Here is a 21674-nt window from a genome sequence, read left to right as displayed (position 1 = left end):
ATTAAACAAGGCTCTAATTTAATGTGCTTATCCATAGAGTTTATCAGCCAACAGTCGCATGTAATGCGGCTGTTTTGCGTATATCTCCCCAAGATTAAAGCTAGTTTTGAAATTAATATTTGACAATGAGAATCATTATCAAATATTATTTGAGTAACAGGGAGTGAAAGCATCCCATATTTCAAATAAAGGTGAGGGATGAACTTGGGTAAAATCATGATTGCTTATGCCAGTTTGACCGGTAATACAGAGGAAATTGCGGAATTAATCGCCGAGGGTGTTCGTCAGGCAGGGCATGAGGCGGAGTTGAAGGCTTCGTATGATTGCAGCGCGCAAGAACTGCTTGCATATGACGGGTTCCTACTGGGTGTATATACATGGGGAGATGGTGAGCTTCCTGATGAATTTTTGGATTTTTACGAGGAACTAGACGAACTTGATTTGTCTGGTAAAAAGACCGCAGTATTTGGCAGTGGAGATACATCTTATACGCAATTCTGTGGCGCAGTGGACTTGGTAGAGGAAAAAGTCAAAGAACGCGGTGCATCGGTCATTCAAGAGAGTCTGAAGATTGAATTCAATCCATTGGATGATGACAAGGAGAATTGCCGAGCTTACGGAAGACAATTTGCACAGGCTGGTATTGAAGTGTCCTGAGAAGAGAGTGAGGGATAGGTATGCGCAATAGCGATAGCTTAAGCGGCTTTCCTCTTCTGCACGACTATCAGCTGGAGGAGATGTGGAGAACTCCACAGCCAATCCGTCAATCACAGAGGAAAAGAGGGCGTGAGGGCTGGAATTGGCGGCAACGGGTTCAATATGCAGTAGGGCATGCGCTTAACGAATACTTTGGAATGGAAGTAAAGGTACGGCGGGAAGTCCCTGTCCAGTATGTGCTGGAGAAATGGTGGCCCAAGCAGTCAGACAGCTTTGAATCTTTGTTCCATTATTGGGATGTCAAAAATAAAGTGTCAGGTGAGTTGTCAAAAATTTGTGGCTTAAATAATGACTTGATGGTGCCTGTGATGCTGTATGAACAATTTTGTACGTCTGTGCCTGAGTTAGAGGTCAATATTTCGCTTATTGTTCAGGCTGCTTGGCAACTATCAGCAGAAGCAGATTCCCTGCTCATTCAAAAGTATATCGTTGACTATAATCCTAACGTTGTCAGTACATTCCAACATATGACAAATGTATTTTGTTATTATGCATTTGGAGCTCTTCCTCAGCTTATTGAGGTATACTGTCTACTGGAAGGCAAGAAGGTCCGTTTCATTCCGGGACCTGCTTCTTTACAGCAATCTCTGGATTACGTACGGCTATTACGGGATTCCCAAGAGGATGTACATGGGACGGCAGAACGCTGCCGTTGCGGGGGGTGCATAGGGGAGCAAGTTTCTCAGGGAAACAGAATGAATAAGAACACGAAGGAAGGGCAGGAGGCGAAAAACTGCAAACAACGGTCAGCTGTACCTACGCCTTTCTCTTAACGTTACTGTGTAACCCTTTAATTGTAAACTATCCCTTTTCGTGAAAGAGCCTTGGAAACAAGGTTCTTTTTTATGAAAAAAAATTATGAAAAAACTGAAAATTTATGTTGCCTGAATAGATAAATATATCTATAATATTTCAATGTACAATAGTTATATGAAAATATTTAAATATAAAAAGCGGTTTGTGGACCATGGATCAAATTGTCCTATGTACATAAGATAGTCCTGTCTTTTGCATGGAATGTTGCCATGTGTTTATTTACGTTCTCTATTTGGTTTAATGGCCTAATATTTCAATTTTAAAATATTAGCGTTGAATAATAAAAATTTTTTGGACAACAGGGGTGGAAGAAGTGAGTAAGAAAACTGTATTGCCAATCCTCATTGTACTGCTCATTCTGAGCGGTGGAGCTATTGGCTACTATTATTGGTATCAAGCAACACACTTTGTTAAAAGTGACGATGCGCGCATTCAAGCTGATCAATATAAGGTAATGCCGCAAATCTCTGGAGAAATTAGCCACATTGATGTGGAAGAAGGAGATGTTGTTCAGCGTAATGAACCGATTGCCGAGCAGGATGTATCGGGGCTGGATGCGAGCATGATCAGCAAGTCCGTACTGCGCGCGCCGATCAACGGAACCGTCATTAAGATTTATTCGAAAGAGCATGAAATCGGATCGCCGGGTAGTGCTGTTGCAACTATGGTGGATATGAACAGCTTGTACGTATCTACGAATATTGAAGAAACTGATATTAACCGTATTAAACCAGGACAGCTTGTTGATATTACGCTTGATGCAGCAGGTGACCAGGTGATTCAGGGGAAAGTTCGTAAAGTGGGCGAAGCCTCCAACGCCGTGTTCTCACTCGTTCCTGCAGTGAACACAAGTGGTAACTTTAACAAGGTGACTCAGCGTGTGCCTGTAGAGATTGCTGTGAACAAGCCGAAGGATCTGAAGCTTATTCCTGGAACGAACGTGGAAGTAAAAATTCATACACCTTAAAAAGGAGGGGTCCATGTGGCTGCCAATGATATTGCTGCTGCTCCTTCGACAGATTCTTCCAAAGAACGCTGGCTTGCCTTTTTTGCTATCGTTTTAGGCGCCTTTGTCGCCATTCTGAACAACAGTCTGATCAATGTCGCCATTCCTAGATTGACGACAGATTTAGGATCTACGACGACACGTATTCAGTGGGTTATTACAGGTTACACGCTTGCATCTGGTGTAATCGTACCGATTACCGGATATATGGAGCAGCGCCTCGGATACAAAAAGTTTTTGATTCTTGCGCTCAGCGTATTTTCGCTGGGAACGGGAATATGTATTTTTGCATGGAGTGATTCTTCCCTGATCGCAGCACGGGTGCTGGCTGGTCTGGGCGGTGGTGTTATTATGCCGCTGAGTATGACGATTATTTACAAAATTATGCCGCGTGAACAAATCGGTATGTCCCTTGGTATATGGGGGATCGCCGCAATGGCAGCGCCGGCTGTAGGGCCTACGCTCAGCGGATATTTAATTGAGTGGTTTAACTGGCGATTCTTGTTTATTGTCAGTGTGCCAGTTGCTTTATTTGCAATTTTAATGGTTATTCTTCTAATCAAAGAACCGCCTAAAGTAGAGCCGAAGCCGTTTGATCTACCGGGCTTTTTGCTGGCGGCAACTTGTGCCGGAACACTCTTGTACGCATTGACAAACGGCCAGCGTGATGGCTGGACTTCTTTTGGAATTGTATCCCTGCTGTTTATTGCTTTCTGGGCACTTGTTTTTCTGATCTATGTAGAAAGCGGCAAGGATAATGCTGTAATTGAAATCTCATTATTCAAGAATTCAAAGTATACGATTAGTGTTATTGCCTCTAGTCTGGTCATGATGGGGATGTACGGAGGAACGTTCCTAACACCGTTGTTTTTGCAAAATATCCAGCGTGTGTCACCGATTGATACCGGTATTATCCTCATTCCACAGGCCATTGCCATGGCGGCTATGATGCCTATTGCCGGGAAGCTATTCGATAAGTTCGGCATTGTGCCTTTGGGACTTGTGGGCCTGACGCTAACCAGCTTTATGACCTATCATCTTCACCAGCTTACGCCAGATACTTCGCATGCCTGGTTGGAAACCGTAATGGCATTACGGGGTCTGGGAATTGGTATTTGTATGATGCCATTGTCCACGGTCGGCATGAATGCCGTTCATCCGAGCAAGGTAGCCAATGCGTCTACAGCGTCCAATCTGGTACGTACTGTGGCTGCATCTATGGCGATTGCGGTGTTAACCGCCATTATGCAAAGCCGTTCGGCTGCTCATGCCCAGCAAATTTCGGAGTCCATTACACCAGACTCGGCTCATGCGCTTCAAGCGACATTGGGCAGCTCATGGATGTCATCCATAAGTAGTTTAATCACACTGGATGCTACATCAAGAGGAATTGGGGATACGTTCCTCATTTCATCCATACCGCTGTTTTGCACAATTCCACTCATCTTTTTGTTTATTCAGAGGAAGAAAGCAAAGACACAGCCGGAAGCTTAATAAGTGAAGTACAAAATATCGACTGGATGACTTACATTATTTCCACGGACAGAAAGAAAGGGAATTATCATGAAAATATTGAGAGTAGAAAGTACATTAGCGGCTTTAGTGCTCGGCGGCGCAGTGCTGGCAGGCTGCTCCAGTAATAGCGGGGCGGCTCAGGACATGGTCGTTCCGGTTAAAATCAGCCAAGCACAGCAAGGCATCATCGGACAGGGAAATATTTATACAGGAACGGTAACACCTTCGGAGACGGTGAACATTGTGCCTAAAGTGGGCGGTAAAGTGGTTGAGCTGCCTGTGGATATTGGCTCCGAGGTTAAAAAGGGTCAAGTACTGTTCAAGCTTGATGATAAAGACATGCGGAATAATGTTGCGAAAGCTCGCGCCGCAGCAGCTGCGGCAGCAGCCGGAGTAAGTACCGCTCAAGCATCCCACGAATCTACGATGGTTCAAGCAAACTCGGGCTTAGTGCAGTCCAAGAGCGGCGTGATTCAATCCCAAAGCGCAATCAATCAGGCACAGGGGGCTATTAATCAAGCCACTACAGCCGTAGAACAAGCAACACATGGTGTCTCCTCGGCAGCCAATACGGTAAAACAAACGCAGCAAGCTTTGGCAGATGCACAGAAGAATGTAACACGTACACAAAGTCTATTTGATGCAGGTGCGAGCACTCAAGCACAATTAGAACAAGCCAAAACAGCAGTTGTGAATGCGGAAGCGGCTTACAATAATGCACAAAATGCGCAGGCTAATGCACAAGATCAGTTGGTAGCTGCGCAGAAGGCCTTGACTACAGCTCGCAACAGCTATGATTCAGCAAAAAATAGCTACAGTAATGCCAATAGTGGCTACAGCAATGCGCAAAACCAACTCAAAGTGTCTCAAAATACTGCGGTCATCGAGTCCAGCCAACAATCTCTTAAGCAGGCTCAGCTGAATGTAAACATTGCTCAGGATGCATTGGATGACACCGTTGTTACATCACCGATTAATGGTATTGTGGGTACGAAAAATGCAGAAGTGGGCGAAATGGTATCCGCTCAATCTCCTGCGCTGGTCATTGCGAATCTGAGTACGGTCAATACATTAATCTATGTTCCAGCGGAACAGATCAACAATGTAAAAGTAGGTGACAAGGTACAGGTTCGTGTTGCAGCGTCCAACATTGTAACAACAGGTACAGTTAAAAATGTAAGCCCGTTGGATGCAAGTGGAAAAGGCTATCCTGTAAAAATCTCAGTTGCGAATCCAGACACAAAATTGAAATCCGGCATGTTGGCTGATATCAGCTTTGTCGCTGCCAATGCACAAGAAGGCATTGTGGTTCCTACTGCGGCAGTTCAAAAGGATCAAGGTAAAGAATATGTATATGTTGTAAACGGAGACCATGCGAAACGTAAGGAAGTGAAGACTGTTCAGACGGCAGGTTCACAAACACTCGTTACCAGTGGCTTGGGCAATGAGGAGAATGTGATCGTGAATAATCTGGCATTGCTGTCCGATAACTCACCGATTACAATTAGCCAATAATTTGGTTCTAGAATTACTACTATATAATAGTAGAAGTTTATTATAGACATATGCGCAAGACAGCCTGCTTAGTGGGCTGTCTTGTTTTGATTTCATTGAGCACATTTTACATAGGATTGATGTCGATATAGGACTATTTTTGACGAACATTGGTAGAATAGGATAGACTAAATTGGAAATAGATAGTTTTCAAGTTTTATTACATTCTCAGATAAATGATCGGAGGAATTGTAAGATGGAAGTAAAATTGGTAGTGGATTTTGAAGCTTATGAGAATGGCCAAACGATGGCTAAATTGCTTGAGGAACTGGCAGCCAAGCCGGAGAGCGCGGAAGTTACGGATCTGATCATTGGAGATTGGGGTGGAGCCTATGAGAGCTCACCAGATGATTTCATCCCAGTGTTAGTGAAGCTTAAAGATCATTTCCCTAAGTTACGCAAGCTGTTTATTGGTGATATGGAATATGATGAGTGTGAGGTTTCATGGATTAACCAGACGAATCTATCCCCGTTATTAGAAGCGTTTCCAGCGTTGGAGTCCTTTCATATCAAAGGAAGCCAGGACCTGAGTCTGGAACCACTTCGTCATAACAACCTTCAGGAATTGGTTATTATTTGTGGCGGCCTGCCTGTGAGCGTTCTTCAGCAAATACACAATGCAGAACTGCCTGAACTGCGCAAGCTGGAACTGTATTTGGGTGTCGATAACTATGGTTTTGACGGTAACCTGAAAGATGTTTTGCCGTTTTTGAATAGCAATCCTTTCCCCAAACTTACATACTTGGGACTGAAAGATAGTGAAATACAGGATGAAATTGCAATTGCAGCAGCTAATGCCCCTGTGATTGGACAACTGGAAGTGCTGGATCTCTCACAAGGTACGTTGTCTGATAAAGGTGCAGAAGCGCTGCTGGCTAGTGAAAGTATAAAAGGGCTGAAGCATCTGGATTTGAGCTATCATTATATGTCTAGTGAAATGATGCAACGTTGGAAAAGCTCGGGTCTATCTGTGAACGTGGAAGATCAACAAGAAGCGGATGAGGAAGATGATTGGCGTTATCCATCACTGACTGAGTAATTTGTACAAATGGACTTAAAACGGACTGTTTTCAAAATTAAAATGATCTAAAGTGAGGCGGCTCTATGGTTAAGATGTCAGACTGTAATGTCAGCGAGCCGTTTATCTTGTTCGGTAATCCGGGGAATCGTCGAACTACCGGGCTGCAGGAGGCGCGAAGCAGATTAATGCTTCCACCCGCTCTGGAGGTTTCCTATAAGAATGTGCTGGAAGCTATTCGGCAGAAACAAGGTCTGAGAGAGCTGATGGCGCGAATAGCTGCGCGAGCTACGCATGATAGCGTGAATGGCAGTTCCTTTCTGCAAGAGAGCATTGATCAGTTACTGGCGGGGCAGATGAACAGTGGTCCGCTGCTTCGTCTGGATGCACCGGGCGAAAGCTTTGAGGTAGAGCGTGAGTTGATTGCTCTTGGCGCCTCGGATGGTGAGGGAGACGATTCTCTGTTGCCATGGCCCGAATGGACACAAGGCACAAGTATATCGGCGGCAGAAGCGCGACGTCTGCAGGAGCAGCACGGTCGTATTTGGCACCCGGCACAATGGTTCCGGGGCTATTGCCGTCTGCTGGCCTGGCTGCGGGATGAAGTGGCTCTGCTCTGGCCCTCGTCATACTGGATGAACGATCCGGCGGAAGTGGCCGTGATGTTCGACAAACGGCGTTGTAGCGCCGATTTAAGCAAGGCAGATATAAGAGTCCCGCCAGTGCTTGCATCTTCAGGTGGTGCATTTCATGATGTTGTCGATCTGCACGCGGCAATAAAGGAGAGCGGGTTTCACCGCGTATTTGTGAAAATATTTTGTGGGTCTGGTGCTTCTGGTGTCATGGCCTATCAGGTACATCCCCATACACACGCGGAACTGGCGGTGACCACGATTGGAACGGAAATCATACGCGGACAGCGCGTGTATTATAATGCCGGACGACTACGTCGTTATACGGATAAGCAGGACATTCATGCTATCCTTAACTGGCTATGCCTGGAAGGGGTACATGTAGAGCGCTGGATTCCCAAAGCGACCCTGAACGGGCGTGTTTATGATGTGCGCCAACTCGTGTGCGGATCAGAAGCTTGCCATGCGGTTTTACGTTTGAGCCACAGCCCCATTACGAATTTGCATTTGCGTAATGAGCGGCTCTCGCTGAAGGAAGCCGGATTACCACAGAATACGGTGGAATCGATCCAGCATACGGCGAAAGCCGCTATGAGTGTTTTTCCAGCCTCCATGGTTGCTGGACTGGATGTGCTGGTTCCGGCTCATGGCGGTCGTCCCTATGTATTGGATGTTAATCCGTTCGGTGATTTGCTGTACCGGGTTGAGCATCAGGGTTGGAATCCGTATGAATGGGAAATGCAGCACCTCGCTAATAGGAGCGTGGGTACGGAAAGGAAAGACAGATATGATTGATATGAACCAAATTGTCGGCTCTCATGATATTGTCATGATTACGCTTGATACTCTGCGTTATGATGTAGCAAAGTTGGAGGAAGAGAACTGTCCGAATTTGTGCGGCTCCGGGTCGTGGGAAAAGCGTCATACACCGGGTAGCTTTACCTATGCTGCACATCATGCCTTTTTTGGCGGATTTTTGCCGACTCCAGCGAATACGGATAAGACTTCACATATCCGTCTGTTTCACACAAAGGATACGGGACTGCGTACGCATCCACATACCTGGCTGTTCGATGCCCCGGATATTGTGTCCGGGCTAGAGGGTGAAGGTTATCGGACCATCTGTATCGGCGGCGTTATTTTTTTCACGAAGAAAAATAAGCTTGCCAAAGTGCTGCCAGGGTATTTCCAAGAAAGCTACTGGCGTATGAACTTTGGCGTTACCAACCCCCGTTCGACGGAGCATCAGGTGAATCATGCTCTGAAACTGTTGGGGAATACAGACCCGTCGCAGCGCTTGTTTTTGTTTCTGAATGTATCAGCGATCCATGGGCCTAATCATTATTTTGTGAAGGGCTCAGCTAAAGATTCAGTGGAGTCTCAACGAGCAGCCTTGCGGTATGTGGATGGTGAGCTTGGACGTTTGTTTGATGCTTTACGAAATCGGGGCAAGACGTTTTGCATGGTTTTTTCCGATCATGGTACAGCTTATGGGGAAGACGGCTATGAAGGACATCGTCTGGCGCATGAGGTAGTCTGGAATGTGCCTTACCGCGAATTTATATTATAAAGCAAATAGAAATATAGATTGCACTAGTAAAATATCAAGAAATCAATCCAGCGCGAGGAAGGAGCAGAAATGAAAGCCATGAATCTGAATCACTCACATCCAACGGGTGCGGTAGCCCCGGAGATAGACACAAACTTAGCACCCTCTAGGTTTCAGTGGCCTGAAACTCCTGCTGAATGGGCACGCACGATCCGTGAAGCTCCCTACCGCTCCTATCTGTACTCTTACCCGCATAAAACGGCCTATCGTTCGTTTGATACACCGCTCTCATTGCAGGAGCTGTGGGAGAAGGAGGAGTTAGAAAGCTATTTTTTGTATATGCATATTCCGTTTTGCGCGGCTCGCTGTGGATTTTGTAACCTCTTCACTTTGCCGGACAAGCGTCTGGATGTACATAAGGAGTATGTGGATGCGCTAGAAAGACAAGCCAAGCAATGGGCACCCATTATGGGCCGTCGGCCTTTTTCGCGTTTTGCGATCGGCGGCGGTACACCAACCTTACTGGAGGCTCCTTTGGTGGAGCGTTTGTTTGACATAGCGGAAAATATAATGGGACTGGACCCTAAACGAGCTTCTATTTCGGTGGAAACCTCTCCCGATACTGTGACTGAGGATAGGTTGGAGGTGCTCAAGCGCCGCGGGACAGATCGTGTCAGCATGGGAATTCAGAGCTTTGTGGAATCAGAAAGTGCCGCCATTTACCGACCTCAGAAGCCCAAACTTGTTAGAGAAGCACTTGAGCGGCTGGTGGAATACAACTTTCCATTGCTGAACGTGGATCTGATCTATGGCCTGCCTGGTCAAACGGTGGAAACCTGGCTGTATTCTTTAGAGGAAGCACTGTCTTACTCGCCAGGAGAAATTTTTCTTTATCCGCTATATATTCGAGAAAATACGATTTTAAAGCCAGGCTATACCGGGCTGGAACATGATATTCGTCTTAGCTTGTATGAAGTGGCGCGCGAACGGCTCAAACGGGCAGGATATGTACAATATTCCATGCGCCGTTTTGCTAAAAATGATGGTATATCCAGCAAAGAGCTTTTGCCCTACAGTTGTCAGGAGGAAGGTATGGCTGGTCTGGGGTGTGGTGCGCGATCCTATACACGTAATGTTCACTATGCCAGCCGGTACGGTGTTAGTGCAGCAGCTACGCGTAGTATTATCGCAGATTATGTTGCTGCGGAACGTCATGATCTGGCTGACTACGGCTTTATTTTAAATGTGGATGAGAGTAAGCGACGCTTTATCTTAAAGGCGCTTCTTCATCGGGAAGGTTTGGAGCTATCGGCCTATGCAGAGCGCTTCGATGTATCCCTGTCGGACGATTTTACGGGAATGTCATTGCTGCTGGAATCCGGTATGGCTGTCGTCGAGGAGGGTAGGCTGCGACTTACAGAGGAAGGAATGGCCTATTCCGATGCGATTGGGGACTGGATGATCTCCACATCAGTACGTGAGCGCATGGAAGGATATGTAGGCGCATGAGAGCGACCTTATATTATCGTGGTTCGTTGACCTCGTGCAACTATGCTTGCCCTTATTGCCCGTTCAGTAAAAACGTTGATAGTCGGGAAACATTGAACAAGGATCGGGCCCAGTTGGAACGTTTTGCCGATTGGGTTCGAGAACAGGGCGCTCTGGGGCATCGTCTCTCTATTTTTTTTAATCCGTATGGAGAAGCCTTGATTCATTCCTGGTATCGCAAGACCATGATTGAGTTTTCCCACATGGCGCATGTGGAAAAAGTGGCGGTACAGACGAATCTATCGACTAAGCTGGATTGGACGCAAGAACTGAACCCGGAGACTGCTGCGCTGTGGGCTACATATCACCCTGGAGAGACGAAAGAGCAAGTTTTTATATCGCAGGCTATGAAGCTATATGAACTTGGCATTTCCTATAGTGTCGGTACCGTCGGGTTAAGACAGGCATTTCCGGCTATTCGTTCCTTGCGATCGCAACTTCCAAGGGATGTTTATTTGTGGATCAACGCCTACAAGGATCGACCGCATTATTATACAGATATTGAGGTTGCTGAATTAACTACGATAGACCCCTATTTTCAATGGAATTTAAAGGATTATAGCAGTCAGGGGCAGGCATGTCGCGCTGGTGAAGATGTATTTTATGTCCAGGGTGACGGAAGAGTAAAACACTGCTATCAGGATCGACGGGTGCTAGGACACTTATACAGGGATGGTCTTGAGGGTCTGAGTGGCAAACGTCCGTGCCGGATGAAAGAATGCGGCTGCTATATCGGCTATATTCATATGGAGGAGCAGCCGTTTCGGGAAATGTACGGTAGTGGCTTACTCGAAAGGGTGCCGCAGGTACAGCTATCTCCGGCTCCATCATTTAGCAGACAGGCTATTCATAGAGCAAATGAATCCATATAACAAGGTCAAGGTACGTCCGCGTCTAAATGTAATGCTATAGCAACCTTAATGATCTATTAGAAAACGAGCAAAAAAACCGACCCTTGCCATCAAGCAAAGGTCGGTTCTTCTTATGCGAAATAATCAAGTTTGGACAATAGCAGTAATTTCTTCATCCAGATCCAATCTGATTTGTTCGCGATAGGCACGAATATTGTATTCGGAATACAGGTATCTCAGAATTGCTTCAATCATGTTGGCTTCCACCAGATATTGACTACGGCCCTGTACATGGACTTCTGCGGAATAACCTGTATCCTCTTCCCAGCTTAATTCTACTGTTATATCAGTGGGCTGGACACCTTTGCGTTCAGCCATATGCAAGCAAATAGCGTTGACAATCTCATCCATACTCAAAATCATAGCTTAGTAACGTCCTCCGCGGGAATCATCGGGTCTGCGACGATTTTTAATAGCACGGTAGATACCTACTCCGGCCATGATCAGGACGTAAATGGCGAGAACGTTAACGGCCAGACCAAGCAAGCTACCCAATGCGCCCATGTTACCGAACAATCCGCCGAAGAGCATACCTGCCAAACCGCCCAGCATCATACCTTTCAGGAATCCGCCGCCACCGCCAAGGAATCCACCAGTTCTGTTTGTATTCCCAGCAGTTGCTCCTGACTTGGTTCCGCTATCTGACTTATTGACGCCACTGCTGTCATTTGCCTTGCTTGGTGTAGATTGGTATGATTTAGGCCCGGATTTAAACCCGCCGCCTCGCCTTGCATCAGCTGTAGATGGTGCGATCATAGCAATGAGTAGGGTAAAAGCCATCATCAGCATCATCATATTTTTCAAAGTAAATGTTTTTTTCATGTAAATATATCCCCCTTAGTAAATTTTTTTTATAGGTCAAACAACCGCTAACCAGTAATACGAATGGCATGGAAAAGGGTTTCAAAGAATTTTAATTTTTAAAAATTAAATAATAACGTCCCATAAATCCTAGGCATGGATTGGTAAAAGCATTCAGCTTTGCGGCTTAAGTAAAAACGGATTAGTATCCGTACTGACATCACCGGCAAGCAGCATACGCAGAACCATTTGGCACCATTCCAGACCTGCTTTAGCATTCAAAAGTCCTTTTTGTACTAAAATATAGTCACCAAAGTTCTTACTGCCAAAATGTAAATTCTCTGCGGGAATGTCGTTCAGAATATCCTCAAGATGCTGGATTTTCTGAATAAAATGACGTTTGCGTTCTTCCAGCATACGATTGGCACTACTTTTGTCCGTCAACCAAAGACAGAACAGTCGAAGACTTAATTCATCCCGTGTAACCGGAGCAGCTAACGCTTCCTGGGACCATTGCTGAAGCATATGGATTCCCTTGTCGGTAATGGTATACATTTTCTTATCAGGCTTGTCAGACTGCTGAATCCAACGAGAGGCTAGCAGTTCCTTGCTCTCCATACGGGCCAGTAGCGGATAGATCTGACTGTGCTTAGCCTGCCAAAAAGGCTGAATACGCAACATCAGATCATAGCCGGAGGATTCCTCTCTTGCGAGAAGCCCCAACAGACCATACGATAGTAAATTCATAGATCTTATCTCCTTCATCCATCATAGTAACGGTTGTAACAGCACTGCGGCAGGTATTCTGCAGCTTCATGAAAAGTGTACACTGAAACTGTATGGTTTGACAACTTTCAGACAGGTCGTTCACAGGTTAGCCAAAATTGGTTCCTGCCATTCTCCACGTATATGCACTTTTTTTCATAAAAAAGGGTAGTTTAGGCTCGTATGTACGAGCTTAAACTACCCTGGTAACTTTCTGACAAAGCGTATCCTGTTTACTGTTCATTCCCGTCAACGACAAGCGTTAACGCTCCTGTATCTGGATGAATAACCATGCCGTGAACGGGGGCATTAGGGGGGAGAAGCGGGTGATTCTTAATAAGCTTCACGGTAGTTCTTACCCCTTCTTCAATGTTGTCAAATCCTTTTAACCATTTATTTAGCTTAATGCCTGAATTTTCTAATGTGTTCAGCACTTCCTGAGAAATTCCGCGATCGAGCATTTCATTGACCATGTGGTCTGCATTTAATGCAGCCATACCGCATTCATAGTGGCCTACGACGACGACTTCGTCTGCTCCCAGCTCATACAGGGCGACTAGCACACTGCGCATTACGCTTCCAAAGGGCTGTGAAATAATCGCACCCGCATTTTTGATGATTTTCACATCACCGTTGCGCAGGTTCATAGCTTTTGGGAGTAATTCCGTTAGCCGTGTATCCATACAGGTGATAATGACCATTTTTTTATTGGGGAACTTGCCCGTTCTATAGGCCTCGTATTCTTTGTTTTCTACGAAAACACGATTGTACTCTAAAATTTCTTTGATGTGATCCACGATTGTTCCCTCCAGATTCTAATAAAGTTTGATATGTACAGTCCAACGTTTGTTTTAGGTCTTAGGAGCTGGTCGTACATGTTGTGTGTTGATTATACTTTTTAATATAAGTATCATCAAGTATAGGTATTGTAAAGTTTTAACCATTTTAAGTTAAAGAGGTGACCTCAAATATGGCGCAACAGACGTTGGATCAATTGACGGCTTTAAAGGAGCTTGCACACAAAATTAGTAGTTATGGCGAAGCAGTAGGTCTGCTGCACTGGGATTTACGGACTGGCGCTCCGCGCAAGGGCGTTGATATTCGGTCGGAGACGTTGGGTATGCTGTCCACTGAAATGTTCAAGCTGATGATCTCGGATGAAATGGGACAATTGCTGCAATTTTTTGCCGTAGAAGACAAGCTGAAGCAACTGGAGGACAATGATCGCAGATTGGTGGAGGAATGCCGTAAAAATTATGAACTGAATCGTTCGGTTCCGGCAGACCGATACCGGGATTATAGCATTCTTGCAGCACAGGCAGAGAGCAAGTGGGAGGACGCAAAGGAACATAGCGATTTTGCCGGATTTGAACCGTACTTGTCTAAAATCGTAGACATGAAGCGTGAATTTATCGGCTACTGGGGTGTTAAGGATACAGAGTATGACACGCTTTTGGATCAATATGAGCCGGGGATGACGGTTGAAAAGCTGGATGCTGTGTTTGATCGTCTCAAGAAGCGCCTTGTACCCCTATTGTCTAAAATTCAGGCTTCATCGAACCAGCCGGATAAGAGCTTTTTAGATGGTGTGTTTGATGTGAAGCAGCAGGAGAAGTTCAGCCTATTCATTTTAGGACAGATGGGGTATGACTTTGACGCAGGTCGTTTGGATGAGAGTGTACATCCTTTCGCAACAGGATTAAATCCAGGTGATGTGCGTATAACAACTCATTATCTGCAAGATGATGTAACCAGTGCTATTTTCAGTTCTTTGCATGAAGGAGGTCATGCGCTGTACGAACAAAATATTGCTCCAGAGCTGGCAGGATCACTACTGTCTGGAGGAACCTCTATGGGGATTCATGAATCCCAGTCCCGCTTGTGGGAGAATAAAATCGGACGCAGTCGTGCTTTCTGGGATCGGTATTACGATGATTTGCAAAAGCATTTTCCTGATCGTTTGGCAAAGGTTACGGCAGAGCAATTCTACCGGGCAGTCAACCGTGTGGAAAATTCACTGATTCGTATTGAAGCGGATGAGCTAACATATAATTTACATATCATTATCCGTTATGAAATTGAAAAAATGCTGTTTAATGAAAAGCTGGATGTGAAGCGTCTCCCCGAGGTGTGGAATGCGAAATATAAGGAATACTTGGGACTTGTTCCACCGAATGACGGACTGGGCGTACTTCAAGACGTTCACTGGTCCGGCGGTGATTTTGGTTATTTTGCTTCCTACTCACTTGGCAATATGTATGCAGCGCAAATTTTGGCGACATTACGCAAAGAGTTGCCAAATCTGGATGAATTAATTGCTGCTGGAGAGCTTGAGCCGATCAAGCAATGGCTGACCGAACGTATTTACCGTTACGGCAAGAGTCGGACGCCGTCCGAGTTGATTGTAGCCATTACAGGTGAGGATCTGAACCCGGATTATCTCGCCGACTATCTGGAAGAGAAATATACCTCCATATACAAGCTGTAAATCATATAGCATCTACCCCGCGTTCCCGGGCGAACGTGGGTTTTTTTTTTTGCAATTAACCAATATATCGACAATGGCATAACAATATATGAAGTCAACCGATGTAAAAAGGTGGGGAGGGAATAAGGATGAAAAACGGCGCTCGTTTCAAAGCTGTGGTGGCTGCGGCACTACTCGGATTACTGTTGCTCAGTGGGTGCACCCCCAAAGGAGGGGAGCAGACGATTGAGATCAGATTAGGCGAGGTAGCCCGTACGGTCTTTTATGCGCCGCAGTATGTAGCCTTGAGCCAGGGTATGTTTGCTCAGGAGGGACTGGATGTCCAGCTGGCAACGATTCCCGGGGGTGACAAGGCAATGACGGCGTTGTTGTCCAATCAGGCGGATATCGCGCTCATCGGCGCGGAAACATCTATTTATGTGTATCAGCAAGGAGCAGAGGACCCTATCATTAATTTTGCCCAACTGACACAGACGGATGGAACCTTTTTGTTTGCCCGTCAAACGCAGAATAGCTTTGAATGGGAAAAGCTGAGAGGACAAAATTTTTTGGGGCAACGCAAGGGTGGAATGCCGCAAATGTCACTTGAATTTACGCTTCGCAAACACGGCATTGATCCTCACAAGGATCTGAAGCTGATTCAAAATATTGATTTTGCTAATGTTGCCTCTGCTTTCGGCTCCGGTACAGGGGATTATGTGCAGCTGTTTGAACCGCAGGCATCTATTTTTGAAAAGGAAGGTCGTGGGCGGGTTGTTGCCTCTATCGGTGTGGAGAGCGGCGAGTTGCCGTATACGGTATATATGGCTAAGCAAAGCTACCTGAACACAAATAGCGAGGCTGCACAGAAATTCACAAATGCTGTATATCGGGCACAACAGTGGATTGCTACGCATTCACCTGAACAGATTGCCGAAGCTATCACGCCCTATTTTAAAGATACAGATTTAGCTGTTTTAACGAGTAGTATCAAGCGATATAAGGAACAGAGTACCTATGCTTTGAACCCGATGATTGAGGAAAAGGAATGGAAGAACTTACAGGATGTCATGACCTCGGCAGGGGAGCTTAAAAGTCCGGTTGCACTAGATAAGCTAGTGAACCCAAGCTTTGCACAACAAGCGATTTCGTCAAGCTCTACCGGTAATACTGAACCGCCTGTGAAAAAGAGCACAACTGAATCTACGGATGCAGGTGTCGGTGCTGGAGGTTCGTCATGATGGAGGAACGGAGTGGCCTAACTTTGGACGCGACCATCCCGATGGTGAGACTGAAGCAAGTAACGCATGTCTATGTAACGGATCGTGAAGCTTCGCTGGCGGTTGAGAATATTGATTTTTCCGTAGAGACAGGGGAGTTTGTCAGCTTGGTTGGTCCAAGCGGCTGCGGCAAAACGACGATCCTGTCCATGATCGCGGGGCTACTGCGTCCAGCGACAGGCCAAGTTATGTTGCAAGGTCAGCCGGTAAGTGGTCCGAGTCCAGAGGTCGGTTACATGTTGCAGCAGGATTATCTGTTCCCGTGGCGGACGATAATGGATAACGCATTGTTGGGTCTGGAACTAGGCAACAGAGTAGATGAAGCTGCGCGTGAGCGGACACGGCTGTTACTGGAAGGCATGGGTCTGGGAGGGAAGGAGCATCTGCATCCATCCCAGTTGTCTGGGGGAATGCGCCAGCGCGTGGCGCTGGTACGGACGCTGGCGACCAATCCGGGACTGCTGCTGCTGGATGAACCGTTCTCCGCGCTGGATTATCAAACCAAGCTACAGCTGGAAGATCTGATTGCGGAAACCTTGCGCGAGCGGAGGAAGACGGCTATTTTAGTCACACATGATTTGGCCGAGGCCATTGCGGTCAGTGACCGGATTATAGTGATGGGTCGAAATCCGGGTCATATCCGACGTACCTTCGAGATTCCGGATTGCATCCGAGAAGCTCAGCCTTTTTATGCACGCGAGCAGCCGGGTTTTAATGAGCTTTTTCATGAAATATGGGGTGAACTGGAGGCTTCGGGAGCAAAGGAGTGAGTTAACGTATGAAGGACGAAGCGGATCAGCTTGAGCAACGTTGGATTCAAGGACTACATCAGGCGTATTTACGCAGCAGGCGTTTGCAACGATGGTTAGTGACAGGTGTGCAGACAGCTATTTTACTGCTTTTGTTTGTGCTATGGGAAATTGCAGGCCGTTTGAAGTGGATTGATGTACTACTGTTCAGCTATCCGAGCAAAATTTTTACCCAGATCGGTAAGGATGCGGTCAGTGGTGAATTATGGGGACATGTAGGTGTCACCGTGGGAGAGACGATGGCGGGGTTTTTACTCGGTACACTGTTAGGTACGTTGCTGGCTGTACTTATTTGGTGGTCACCGTTTTTGTCGAGGGTGCTTGATCCCTATATGGTCGTGTTCAACAGTATGCCTAAGGTGGCGCTAGGTCCAATTTTTATCGTCATGTTTGGGGCGGGATTTACTGCTATCCTAATGACAACCCTCTCCATTACGGTCATCATTACGACACTAGTCGTATACAACAGCTTTCAGGAAGTCGATTCGAATCTGATTAAAGTGGTTCGCACGTTTGGCGGATCACGCCGTGATACGTTTCAAAAGGTGATTTTACCTGCATCCTTTCCTGCAATCGTCTCTACGCTGAAAGTGAATGTCGGTATGGCATGGGTTGGTGTGATTGTTGGTGAATTTCTGGTGGCTAAAAACGGCTTAGGCTATTTGATTATCTATGGTTTTCAGGTGTTCAATTTCACGCTGGTTATGTCCAGCCTGTTGATCATTGCTGTCGTAGCTACACTGATGTATCAGGCGGTCGTGTATGTGGAGCACCGTCTGCTTTCTGGTCGTCCTCATCGGTAATAATAAAATTTCTGAACATTTGTGTAAAACGTGAAAATAAAGTACCATGAAAAATGAAAACACTTAAAATTTATGAAAATGAGCATTATGCATAAATTTCGAATTATGCAAAATGCTGAAACAGATTTCATCTAGAGAGGACAGAATTTTTTCATGGGCTTTCGTACGATTAAAACGGCTATTGCCGCATTAATGGCCGTACTTATTGCGGAGGGTTTTGGCATTCATGGAGCCACCTCAGCAGGGCTTTTAGCGATTTTGGGGGTGGATGTCACACGCAAGAGAAGTCTCCGTACCATTTCGGCGAGATTTTTTGCATCCGTCGTGGGGCTTCTTTTTGCTTGTGTTTTGTTTGTGGTATTCGGATTCCATGATTGGGTACTGGCATTATATATTTTAACGGCGTTTCCAGTCATTGTACGGGTGGGATTTAAAGAAGGGATCGTCACCGGTTCGGTCGTAGTTTTTCGCGTATTCAGCGGCGGCGTGATTGATATGGAGGTACTGCTGACCCAGCTAGCTCTGCTAGTGATTGGACTGGGTTCCGCGATGATTGTCAATTTAGCCTATATGCCGGGTTCTGATAATACAATGCAACAAATTCGGCAGGAGGTGGATCGGACATTTTCTGTTATATTCAGAAATATGGCCAATACGCTGCGTAGTCCAGCATACATATGGGATGGCAAGGAAGTTATTGAAGCGAACAGCGTGATAGCCAAAGGGGTTACTGAGGCGGGGCGTTCCTTGGAAAATCAGATGCTTCGTCCCCAAGAGGGCTGGAATGTGTATTTTTATATGCGAAAAGAACAGCTGGATTCGATCCAAAACATGATGCAGTTGATCGCACAAATGTATCAGCATATGCCGCAGGCCAAGCTTCTGGCCGAGCTGTTCGACCAGCTTAGCAATGACGTTTTGGCTGGACATTATACGGGACAGACCGAGAAGCTGCTAGAGCAGGTTCGTGAAGAATTTAAAGCCATGGAGCTTCCCGCAACCCGGGAGGAATTTGAGATTCGCTCGGCATTATTGCAGCTTACACATGAGCTTCATCAGTATTTGAAAATTGCGAAAAAGGACAAGGCCCCTACTCCAGTGAAAAATTAGAGTAAAGGCCTTGAGAGGCTACTATCCGTGACGGACAGTAGCCTTTTCTTGTTCAGTAATGGTAGAAGCCGATTGACTCAAAGTCCGTTTGTGCCGAATTCGGTCTGTGGTCCATAAGACAGCGGTGATCAGGCAAGGGTACAGCATAGCCCATCCGACAAAGGGGAAAACGATCGCCGTAGAGATGAACGATATCCAGCTAATGGCTACGCCCCAGCAACTACCACGTAGAAGCTTAATTCCTGCTGCACAACCGCCGAGATAGGTCAGAATAAAGGTGGCGTTCGGGAATTGAATCAGGTTAGTGAGTGAAACAGCGCCACTACCGTACAACACCATAATGATCACAAAGCACACGCTAAGAAAAGCAATGCCTCCGATAGGGGTATGGAAACGTTGCGATAACCTGCCCATCCAGCGAAAGGCCTGTCCTTGCCGGGATAAAGCATAAGCGACACGTGAAGCGGCACCAACATAAGCAATAATAGTAGCGGTACAAATAAAGATACCCGTCAAGCCAGCAATTATCGCGCCCCACGGCCCGATAGCTCGACTAATCACCCATACGAGTGAAGCATCCGAATCCCCCGCAAGGTAACTTTGTGTGCCCACAGTAGCCAGCGCAGTAAAGAAATAAAGCAAACCGACAATGACGGCTGCAATGGTCACACCTCTAACGGCCGCCCGCTGGGGATTGGTGAATTCCTCTGACATATGGGACACGGCCTCCCAACCGATAAAGCACCAAAACAGAATCGCGGCGGCTTGACCGATAGAGAGCCAGCCATGTGGAACAAACGGGGTGAAGTGGACTGTTTTCATCTGAGGAAGTGCTGCGGCAATGGCGAATATAAGGACGGCAACGATAGCTATGACGACTGCGATCTGAATACGTCCCGCGACCTTCATGCCGATCCAGTTGATGATCAGGCCCACCGCCAGCATAGCAACGGCTAACATTATGCGGCTTTCCTCTCCCCAGCCCATGGCTGCGGTCATATAGCCGGCTCCAGTGAGTGCGGCAACAGGTGCTCCGATCGGAACCGACATGAGAAAAAACCACCCGATATAAGCACCGGCACGTGGGGAAAAGGCCAACGTGACAAAGTGCGATACCCCTCCCGCATTCGGGAATTTGGCAGATAGAAGCCCCATGGAAAGTGCCATTGGCAGGATGAGCAGGGTCATAAAACCCCATGCCAGCAGCGATGCCGGCCCCGCCATTTGGGCAGCAAGACCAGGCACAATCAATATCCCCGAACCCAGTACAGCTCCGATATAGAGTGCAATGGCCTGTGGAAGACCAATGGTGGATTGAAGTTTACTTTCATTTGTCATGCAGAAAAGCCTTCTTTCTCTTGTTATTTTCTCCAGCTTATCAGATAATCAATCTATCGGAAAAACGGAATATAACGATTGCTTGCATCGGAAAAACCGATTGAAGGAGCGGATTATGGAATCGCGGCATTTGTTTACCTTTTTAAATGTAGTCGAGGCAGGCAGTTTTACGCGAGCAGCGCGTATACTGGATTATGCACAGTCGAGTATCACTGCACAAATTCAAGCGCTAGAGACAGAGTTGGGTACGCCGCTTTTTGATCGCATTGGCAAAAAAATCATGCTGACGGATGCCGGACGACGTCTGCTGCCCTATGCGCAGGAAATTTCCAAAATGCATGCTATGGCTAAGGATGCGCTTCGTTCAGAAACAGAATTGGCGGGCACGCTGAAAATAGGAGCACCAGAGTCTCTGGCCGCTTTTCGTTTACCAAGTCTGATCCGTGAGTACAGAGAACGGTATCCGAAGGTTAAAATTGTCCTTAAACCCGGCGAATGCTGGGAATTACGCGATTTGATCCGTTCCGGTGAGCTGGATTTGGCTTTTTTGCTTCAGCCTGAGACGGAGGATAGAGAACTGAATGTCACCACGCTTATTCATGAGCCGATGGCCTTGGTTGCTCCACTTAAGCATTCGCTGGTTACCTATACCCGGGTAGAGCCTGCCGACTTGAAGGATGAAACTATTTTGCATACGGAGGCAGGATGTACGTACCGTATCCTTTTTGAGCAGTATTTGAATAAACACGGTATTTTTTCAGACCCTAGCCTGGAATTTTGGAGTATTGAAGCTATCAAGCAGTGTGTCATGGCTGGATTGGGTATTGCGCTGCTTCCGCTGGTAACGGTACAAAATGAGCTGCGAGAAGGTAAAATGGCGCGTTTAGCCTGGGATGACAGTGAACAGCAGGTGGCTACTCAGGTCGCTTATCACACGAAAAAGTGGAAATCTCCGGCTCTTAGCGAATTTTTACAGATCGTTGAGCAGCATGTAACACATTGGCGTGCATGAGTTCAAGCCATCGCGGCATATGC

The 21674-nt window shown here is 46.5% G+C and carries 21 protein-coding genes; 16 read left to right on the top strand and 5 right to left on the bottom strand.

Annotation, left to right across the window (positions count from 1 at the left end; genetic code table 11):
- Positions 1–198: 198 nt before the first annotated feature.
- The 10 genes from ACWGXJ_RS14240 (at position 199) to ACWGXJ_RS14195 (ending at position 11227) form a co-directional block, all read left to right on the top strand.
- Positions 199–657: a flavodoxin gene (locus ACWGXJ_RS14240; protein WP_069289771.1), complete on the top strand. Its 459-nt coding sequence runs from the start codon at positions 199–201 to the stop codon at positions 655–657.
- Positions 658–677: 20 nt separating this feature from the next.
- Positions 678–1490: a hypothetical protein gene (locus tag ACWGXJ_RS14235; protein ID WP_452567017.1), complete on the top strand. Its 813-nt coding sequence runs from the start codon at positions 678–680 to the stop codon at positions 1488–1490.
- A 356-nt stretch (positions 1491–1846) separates the two neighbouring features.
- Positions 1847–2500: an HlyD family secretion protein gene (locus ACWGXJ_RS14230; RefSeq protein WP_061831582.1), complete on the top strand. Its 654-nt coding sequence runs from the start codon at positions 1847–1849 to the stop codon at positions 2498–2500.
- Between the two features lie 15 nt (positions 2501–2515).
- Positions 2516–4033, top strand: coding sequence for a DHA2 family efflux MFS transporter permease subunit (locus ACWGXJ_RS14225; protein ID WP_235309639.1), 1518 nt, complete (start codon positions 2516–2518; stop codon positions 4031–4033).
- Between the two features lie 69 nt (positions 4034–4102).
- On the top strand, positions 4103–5569 hold the full coding sequence (locus tag ACWGXJ_RS14220; protein WP_165177104.1) for an efflux RND transporter periplasmic adaptor subunit: 1467 nt from the start codon (positions 4103–4105) through the stop codon (positions 5567–5569).
- A gap of 235 nt (positions 5570–5804) precedes the next feature.
- Positions 5805–6647: an STM4015 family protein gene (locus tag ACWGXJ_RS14215; protein WP_165177102.1), complete on the top strand. Its 843-nt coding sequence runs from the start codon at positions 5805–5807 to the stop codon at positions 6645–6647.
- A gap of 65 nt (positions 6648–6712) precedes the next feature.
- Positions 6713–8053 (top strand): STM4014 family protein, encoded by a 1341-nt coding sequence (locus ACWGXJ_RS14210; RefSeq protein ID WP_452567016.1) that lies wholly within the window; start codon positions 6713–6715, stop codon positions 8051–8053.
- Entirely contained in the window at positions 8046–8828 is a 783-nt protein-coding gene (locus ACWGXJ_RS14205) for an STM4013/SEN3800 family hydrolase (protein ID WP_061831587.1), read from the top strand. Before ACWGXJ_RS14210 ends, ACWGXJ_RS14205 begins: the two co-directional genes overlap by 8 nt.
- A gap of 69 nt (positions 8829–8897) precedes the next feature.
- Positions 8898–10316: an STM4012 family radical SAM protein gene (locus ACWGXJ_RS14200; RefSeq protein WP_452567015.1), complete on the top strand. Its 1419-nt coding sequence runs from the start codon at positions 8898–8900 to the stop codon at positions 10314–10316.
- Positions 10313–11227 carry an STM4011 family radical SAM protein gene (locus ACWGXJ_RS14195; RefSeq protein WP_322171520.1) on the top strand — a complete coding sequence of 305 codons (915 nt, stop codon included), beginning with the start codon at positions 10313–10315 and terminating at the stop codon, positions 11225–11227. Before ACWGXJ_RS14200 ends, ACWGXJ_RS14195 begins: the two co-directional genes overlap by 4 nt.
- 123 nt (positions 11228–11350) lie before the next feature.
- Here the strand turns inward: ACWGXJ_RS14195 and ACWGXJ_RS14190 are convergent, their stop codons facing one another.
- From ACWGXJ_RS14190 to ACWGXJ_RS14175, 4 genes are all read right to left on the bottom strand, one after another.
- On the bottom strand, positions 11351–11629 hold the full coding sequence (locus ACWGXJ_RS14190; protein WP_322171521.1) for a YxcD family protein: 279 nt from the start codon (positions 11627–11629) through the stop codon (positions 11351–11353).
- 3 nt (positions 11630–11632) lie between these two features.
- A complete protein-coding gene (locus tag ACWGXJ_RS14185) occupies positions 11633–12088 on the bottom strand; it encodes a hypothetical protein (RefSeq protein WP_061831590.1) in 456 nt (151 codons plus the stop codon).
- Between the two features lie 153 nt (positions 12089–12241).
- On the bottom strand, positions 12242–12814 hold the full coding sequence (locus tag ACWGXJ_RS14180; protein WP_061831591.1) for a PadR family transcriptional regulator: 573 nt from the start codon (positions 12812–12814) through the stop codon (positions 12242–12244).
- A 251-nt stretch (positions 12815–13065) separates the two neighbouring features.
- Complete coding sequence (locus ACWGXJ_RS14175; RefSeq protein ID WP_061831592.1) at positions 13066–13629, bottom strand: beta-class carbonic anhydrase; 564 nt, start codon at positions 13627–13629, stop codon at positions 13066–13068.
- A 173-nt stretch (positions 13630–13802) separates the two neighbouring features.
- On the opposite strand from ACWGXJ_RS14175, the gene ACWGXJ_RS14170 reads away from it, so the two are divergent.
- The 5 genes from ACWGXJ_RS14170 to ACWGXJ_RS14150 all read left to right on the top strand — a co-directional run bounded on the left by ACWGXJ_RS14170 (position 13803) and on the right by ACWGXJ_RS14150 (position 19301).
- Positions 13803–15320 carry a carboxypeptidase M32 gene (locus tag ACWGXJ_RS14170; RefSeq protein WP_452567014.1) on the top strand — a complete coding sequence of 506 codons (1518 nt, stop codon included), beginning with the start codon at positions 13803–13805 and terminating at the stop codon, positions 15318–15320.
- A 128-nt stretch (positions 15321–15448) separates the two neighbouring features.
- On the top strand, positions 15449–16540 hold the full coding sequence (locus ACWGXJ_RS14165; protein ID WP_452567013.1) for an ABC transporter substrate-binding protein: 1092 nt from the start codon (positions 15449–15451) through the stop codon (positions 16538–16540).
- A complete protein-coding gene (locus ACWGXJ_RS14160; protein WP_440722652.1) occupies positions 16537–17349 on the top strand; it encodes an ATP-binding cassette domain-containing protein in 813 nt (270 codons plus the stop codon). The genes ACWGXJ_RS14165 and ACWGXJ_RS14160 overlap by 4 nt, the downstream gene beginning before the upstream one ends.
- Before the next feature lie 8 nt (positions 17350–17357).
- A complete protein-coding gene (locus tag ACWGXJ_RS14155; RefSeq protein WP_440722653.1) occupies positions 17358–18191 on the top strand; it encodes an ABC transporter permease subunit in 834 nt (277 codons plus the stop codon).
- A 153-nt stretch (positions 18192–18344) separates the two neighbouring features.
- Entirely contained in the window at positions 18345–19301 is a 957-nt protein-coding gene (locus ACWGXJ_RS14150) for an aromatic acid exporter family protein (RefSeq protein WP_023989050.1), read from the top strand.
- A 21-nt stretch (positions 19302–19322) separates the two neighbouring features.
- Here ACWGXJ_RS14150 and ACWGXJ_RS14145 read toward each other — a convergent pair whose 3' ends face one another.
- Positions 19323–20639, bottom strand: coding sequence for an amino acid permease (locus tag ACWGXJ_RS14145; protein ID WP_452567012.1), 1317 nt, complete (start codon positions 20637–20639; stop codon positions 19323–19325).
- Between the two features lie 115 nt (positions 20640–20754).
- On the opposite strand from ACWGXJ_RS14145, the gene ACWGXJ_RS14140 reads away from it, so the two are divergent.
- Positions 20755–21651: a LysR family transcriptional regulator gene (locus ACWGXJ_RS14140; RefSeq protein WP_028540705.1), complete on the top strand. Its 897-nt coding sequence runs from the start codon at positions 20755–20757 to the stop codon at positions 21649–21651.
- Positions 21652–21674 lie beyond the last annotated feature (23 nt).

It is taken from the genome of Paenibacillus sp. S33, assembly GCF_053615415.1.
The sequence above is the reverse complement of the archived record's forward strand: the minus strand, read 5'-3'. Positions and strand labels throughout refer to the sequence as shown.

Coding starts and splice junctions, on each gene's coding strand:
- ACWGXJ_RS14240 (WP_069289771.1), top strand. CDS start 199: ATGAACTTGGGTAAAATCATGATTGCTTATGCCAGTTTGACCGGTAAT.
- ACWGXJ_RS14235 (WP_452567017.1), top strand. CDS start 678: ATGCGCAATAGCGATAGCTTAAGCGGCTTTCCTCTTCTGCACGACTAT.
- ACWGXJ_RS14220 (WP_165177104.1), top strand. CDS start 4,103: ATGAAAATATTGAGAGTAGAAAGTACATTAGCGGCTTTAGTGCTCGGC.
- ACWGXJ_RS14215 (WP_165177102.1), top strand. CDS start 5,805: ATGGAAGTAAAATTGGTAGTGGATTTTGAAGCTTATGAGAATGGCCAA.
- ACWGXJ_RS14210 (WP_452567016.1), top strand. CDS start 6,713: ATGGTTAAGATGTCAGACTGTAATGTCAGCGAGCCGTTTATCTTGTTC.
- ACWGXJ_RS14205 (WP_061831587.1), top strand. CDS start 8,046: ATGATTGATATGAACCAAATTGTCGGCTCTCATGATATTGTCATGATT.
- ACWGXJ_RS14200 (WP_452567015.1), top strand. CDS start 8,898: ATGAAAGCCATGAATCTGAATCACTCACATCCAACGGGTGCGGTAGCC.
- ACWGXJ_RS14195 (WP_322171520.1), top strand. CDS start 10,313: ATGAGAGCGACCTTATATTATCGTGGTTCGTTGACCTCGTGCAACTAT.
- ACWGXJ_RS14190 (WP_322171521.1), bottom strand. CDS start 11,629: ATGATTTTGAGTATGGATGAGATTGTCAACGCTATTTGCTTGCATATG.
- ACWGXJ_RS14185 (WP_061831590.1), bottom strand. CDS start 12,088: ATGAAAAAAACATTTACTTTGAAAAATATGATGATGCTGATGATGGCT.
- ACWGXJ_RS14180 (WP_061831591.1), bottom strand. CDS start 12,814: ATGAATTTACTATCGTATGGTCTGTTGGGGCTTCTCGCAAGAGAGGAA.
- ACWGXJ_RS14170 (WP_452567014.1), top strand. CDS start 13,803: ATGGCGCAACAGACGTTGGATCAATTGACGGCTTTAAAGGAGCTTGCA.
- ACWGXJ_RS14165 (WP_452567013.1), top strand. CDS start 15,449: ATGAAAAACGGCGCTCGTTTCAAAGCTGTGGTGGCTGCGGCACTACTC.
- ACWGXJ_RS14160 (WP_440722652.1), top strand. CDS start 16,537: ATGATGGAGGAACGGAGTGGCCTAACTTTGGACGCGACCATCCCGATG.
- ACWGXJ_RS14155 (WP_440722653.1), top strand. CDS start 17,358: ATGAAGGACGAAGCGGATCAGCTTGAGCAACGTTGGATTCAAGGACTA.
- ACWGXJ_RS14150 (WP_023989050.1), top strand. CDS start 18,345: ATGGGCTTTCGTACGATTAAAACGGCTATTGCCGCATTAATGGCCGTA.
- ACWGXJ_RS14145 (WP_452567012.1), bottom strand. CDS start 20,639: ATGACAAATGAAAGTAAACTTCAATCCACCATTGGTCTTCCACAGGCC.
- ACWGXJ_RS14140 (WP_028540705.1), top strand. CDS start 20,755: ATGGAATCGCGGCATTTGTTTACCTTTTTAAATGTAGTCGAGGCAGGC.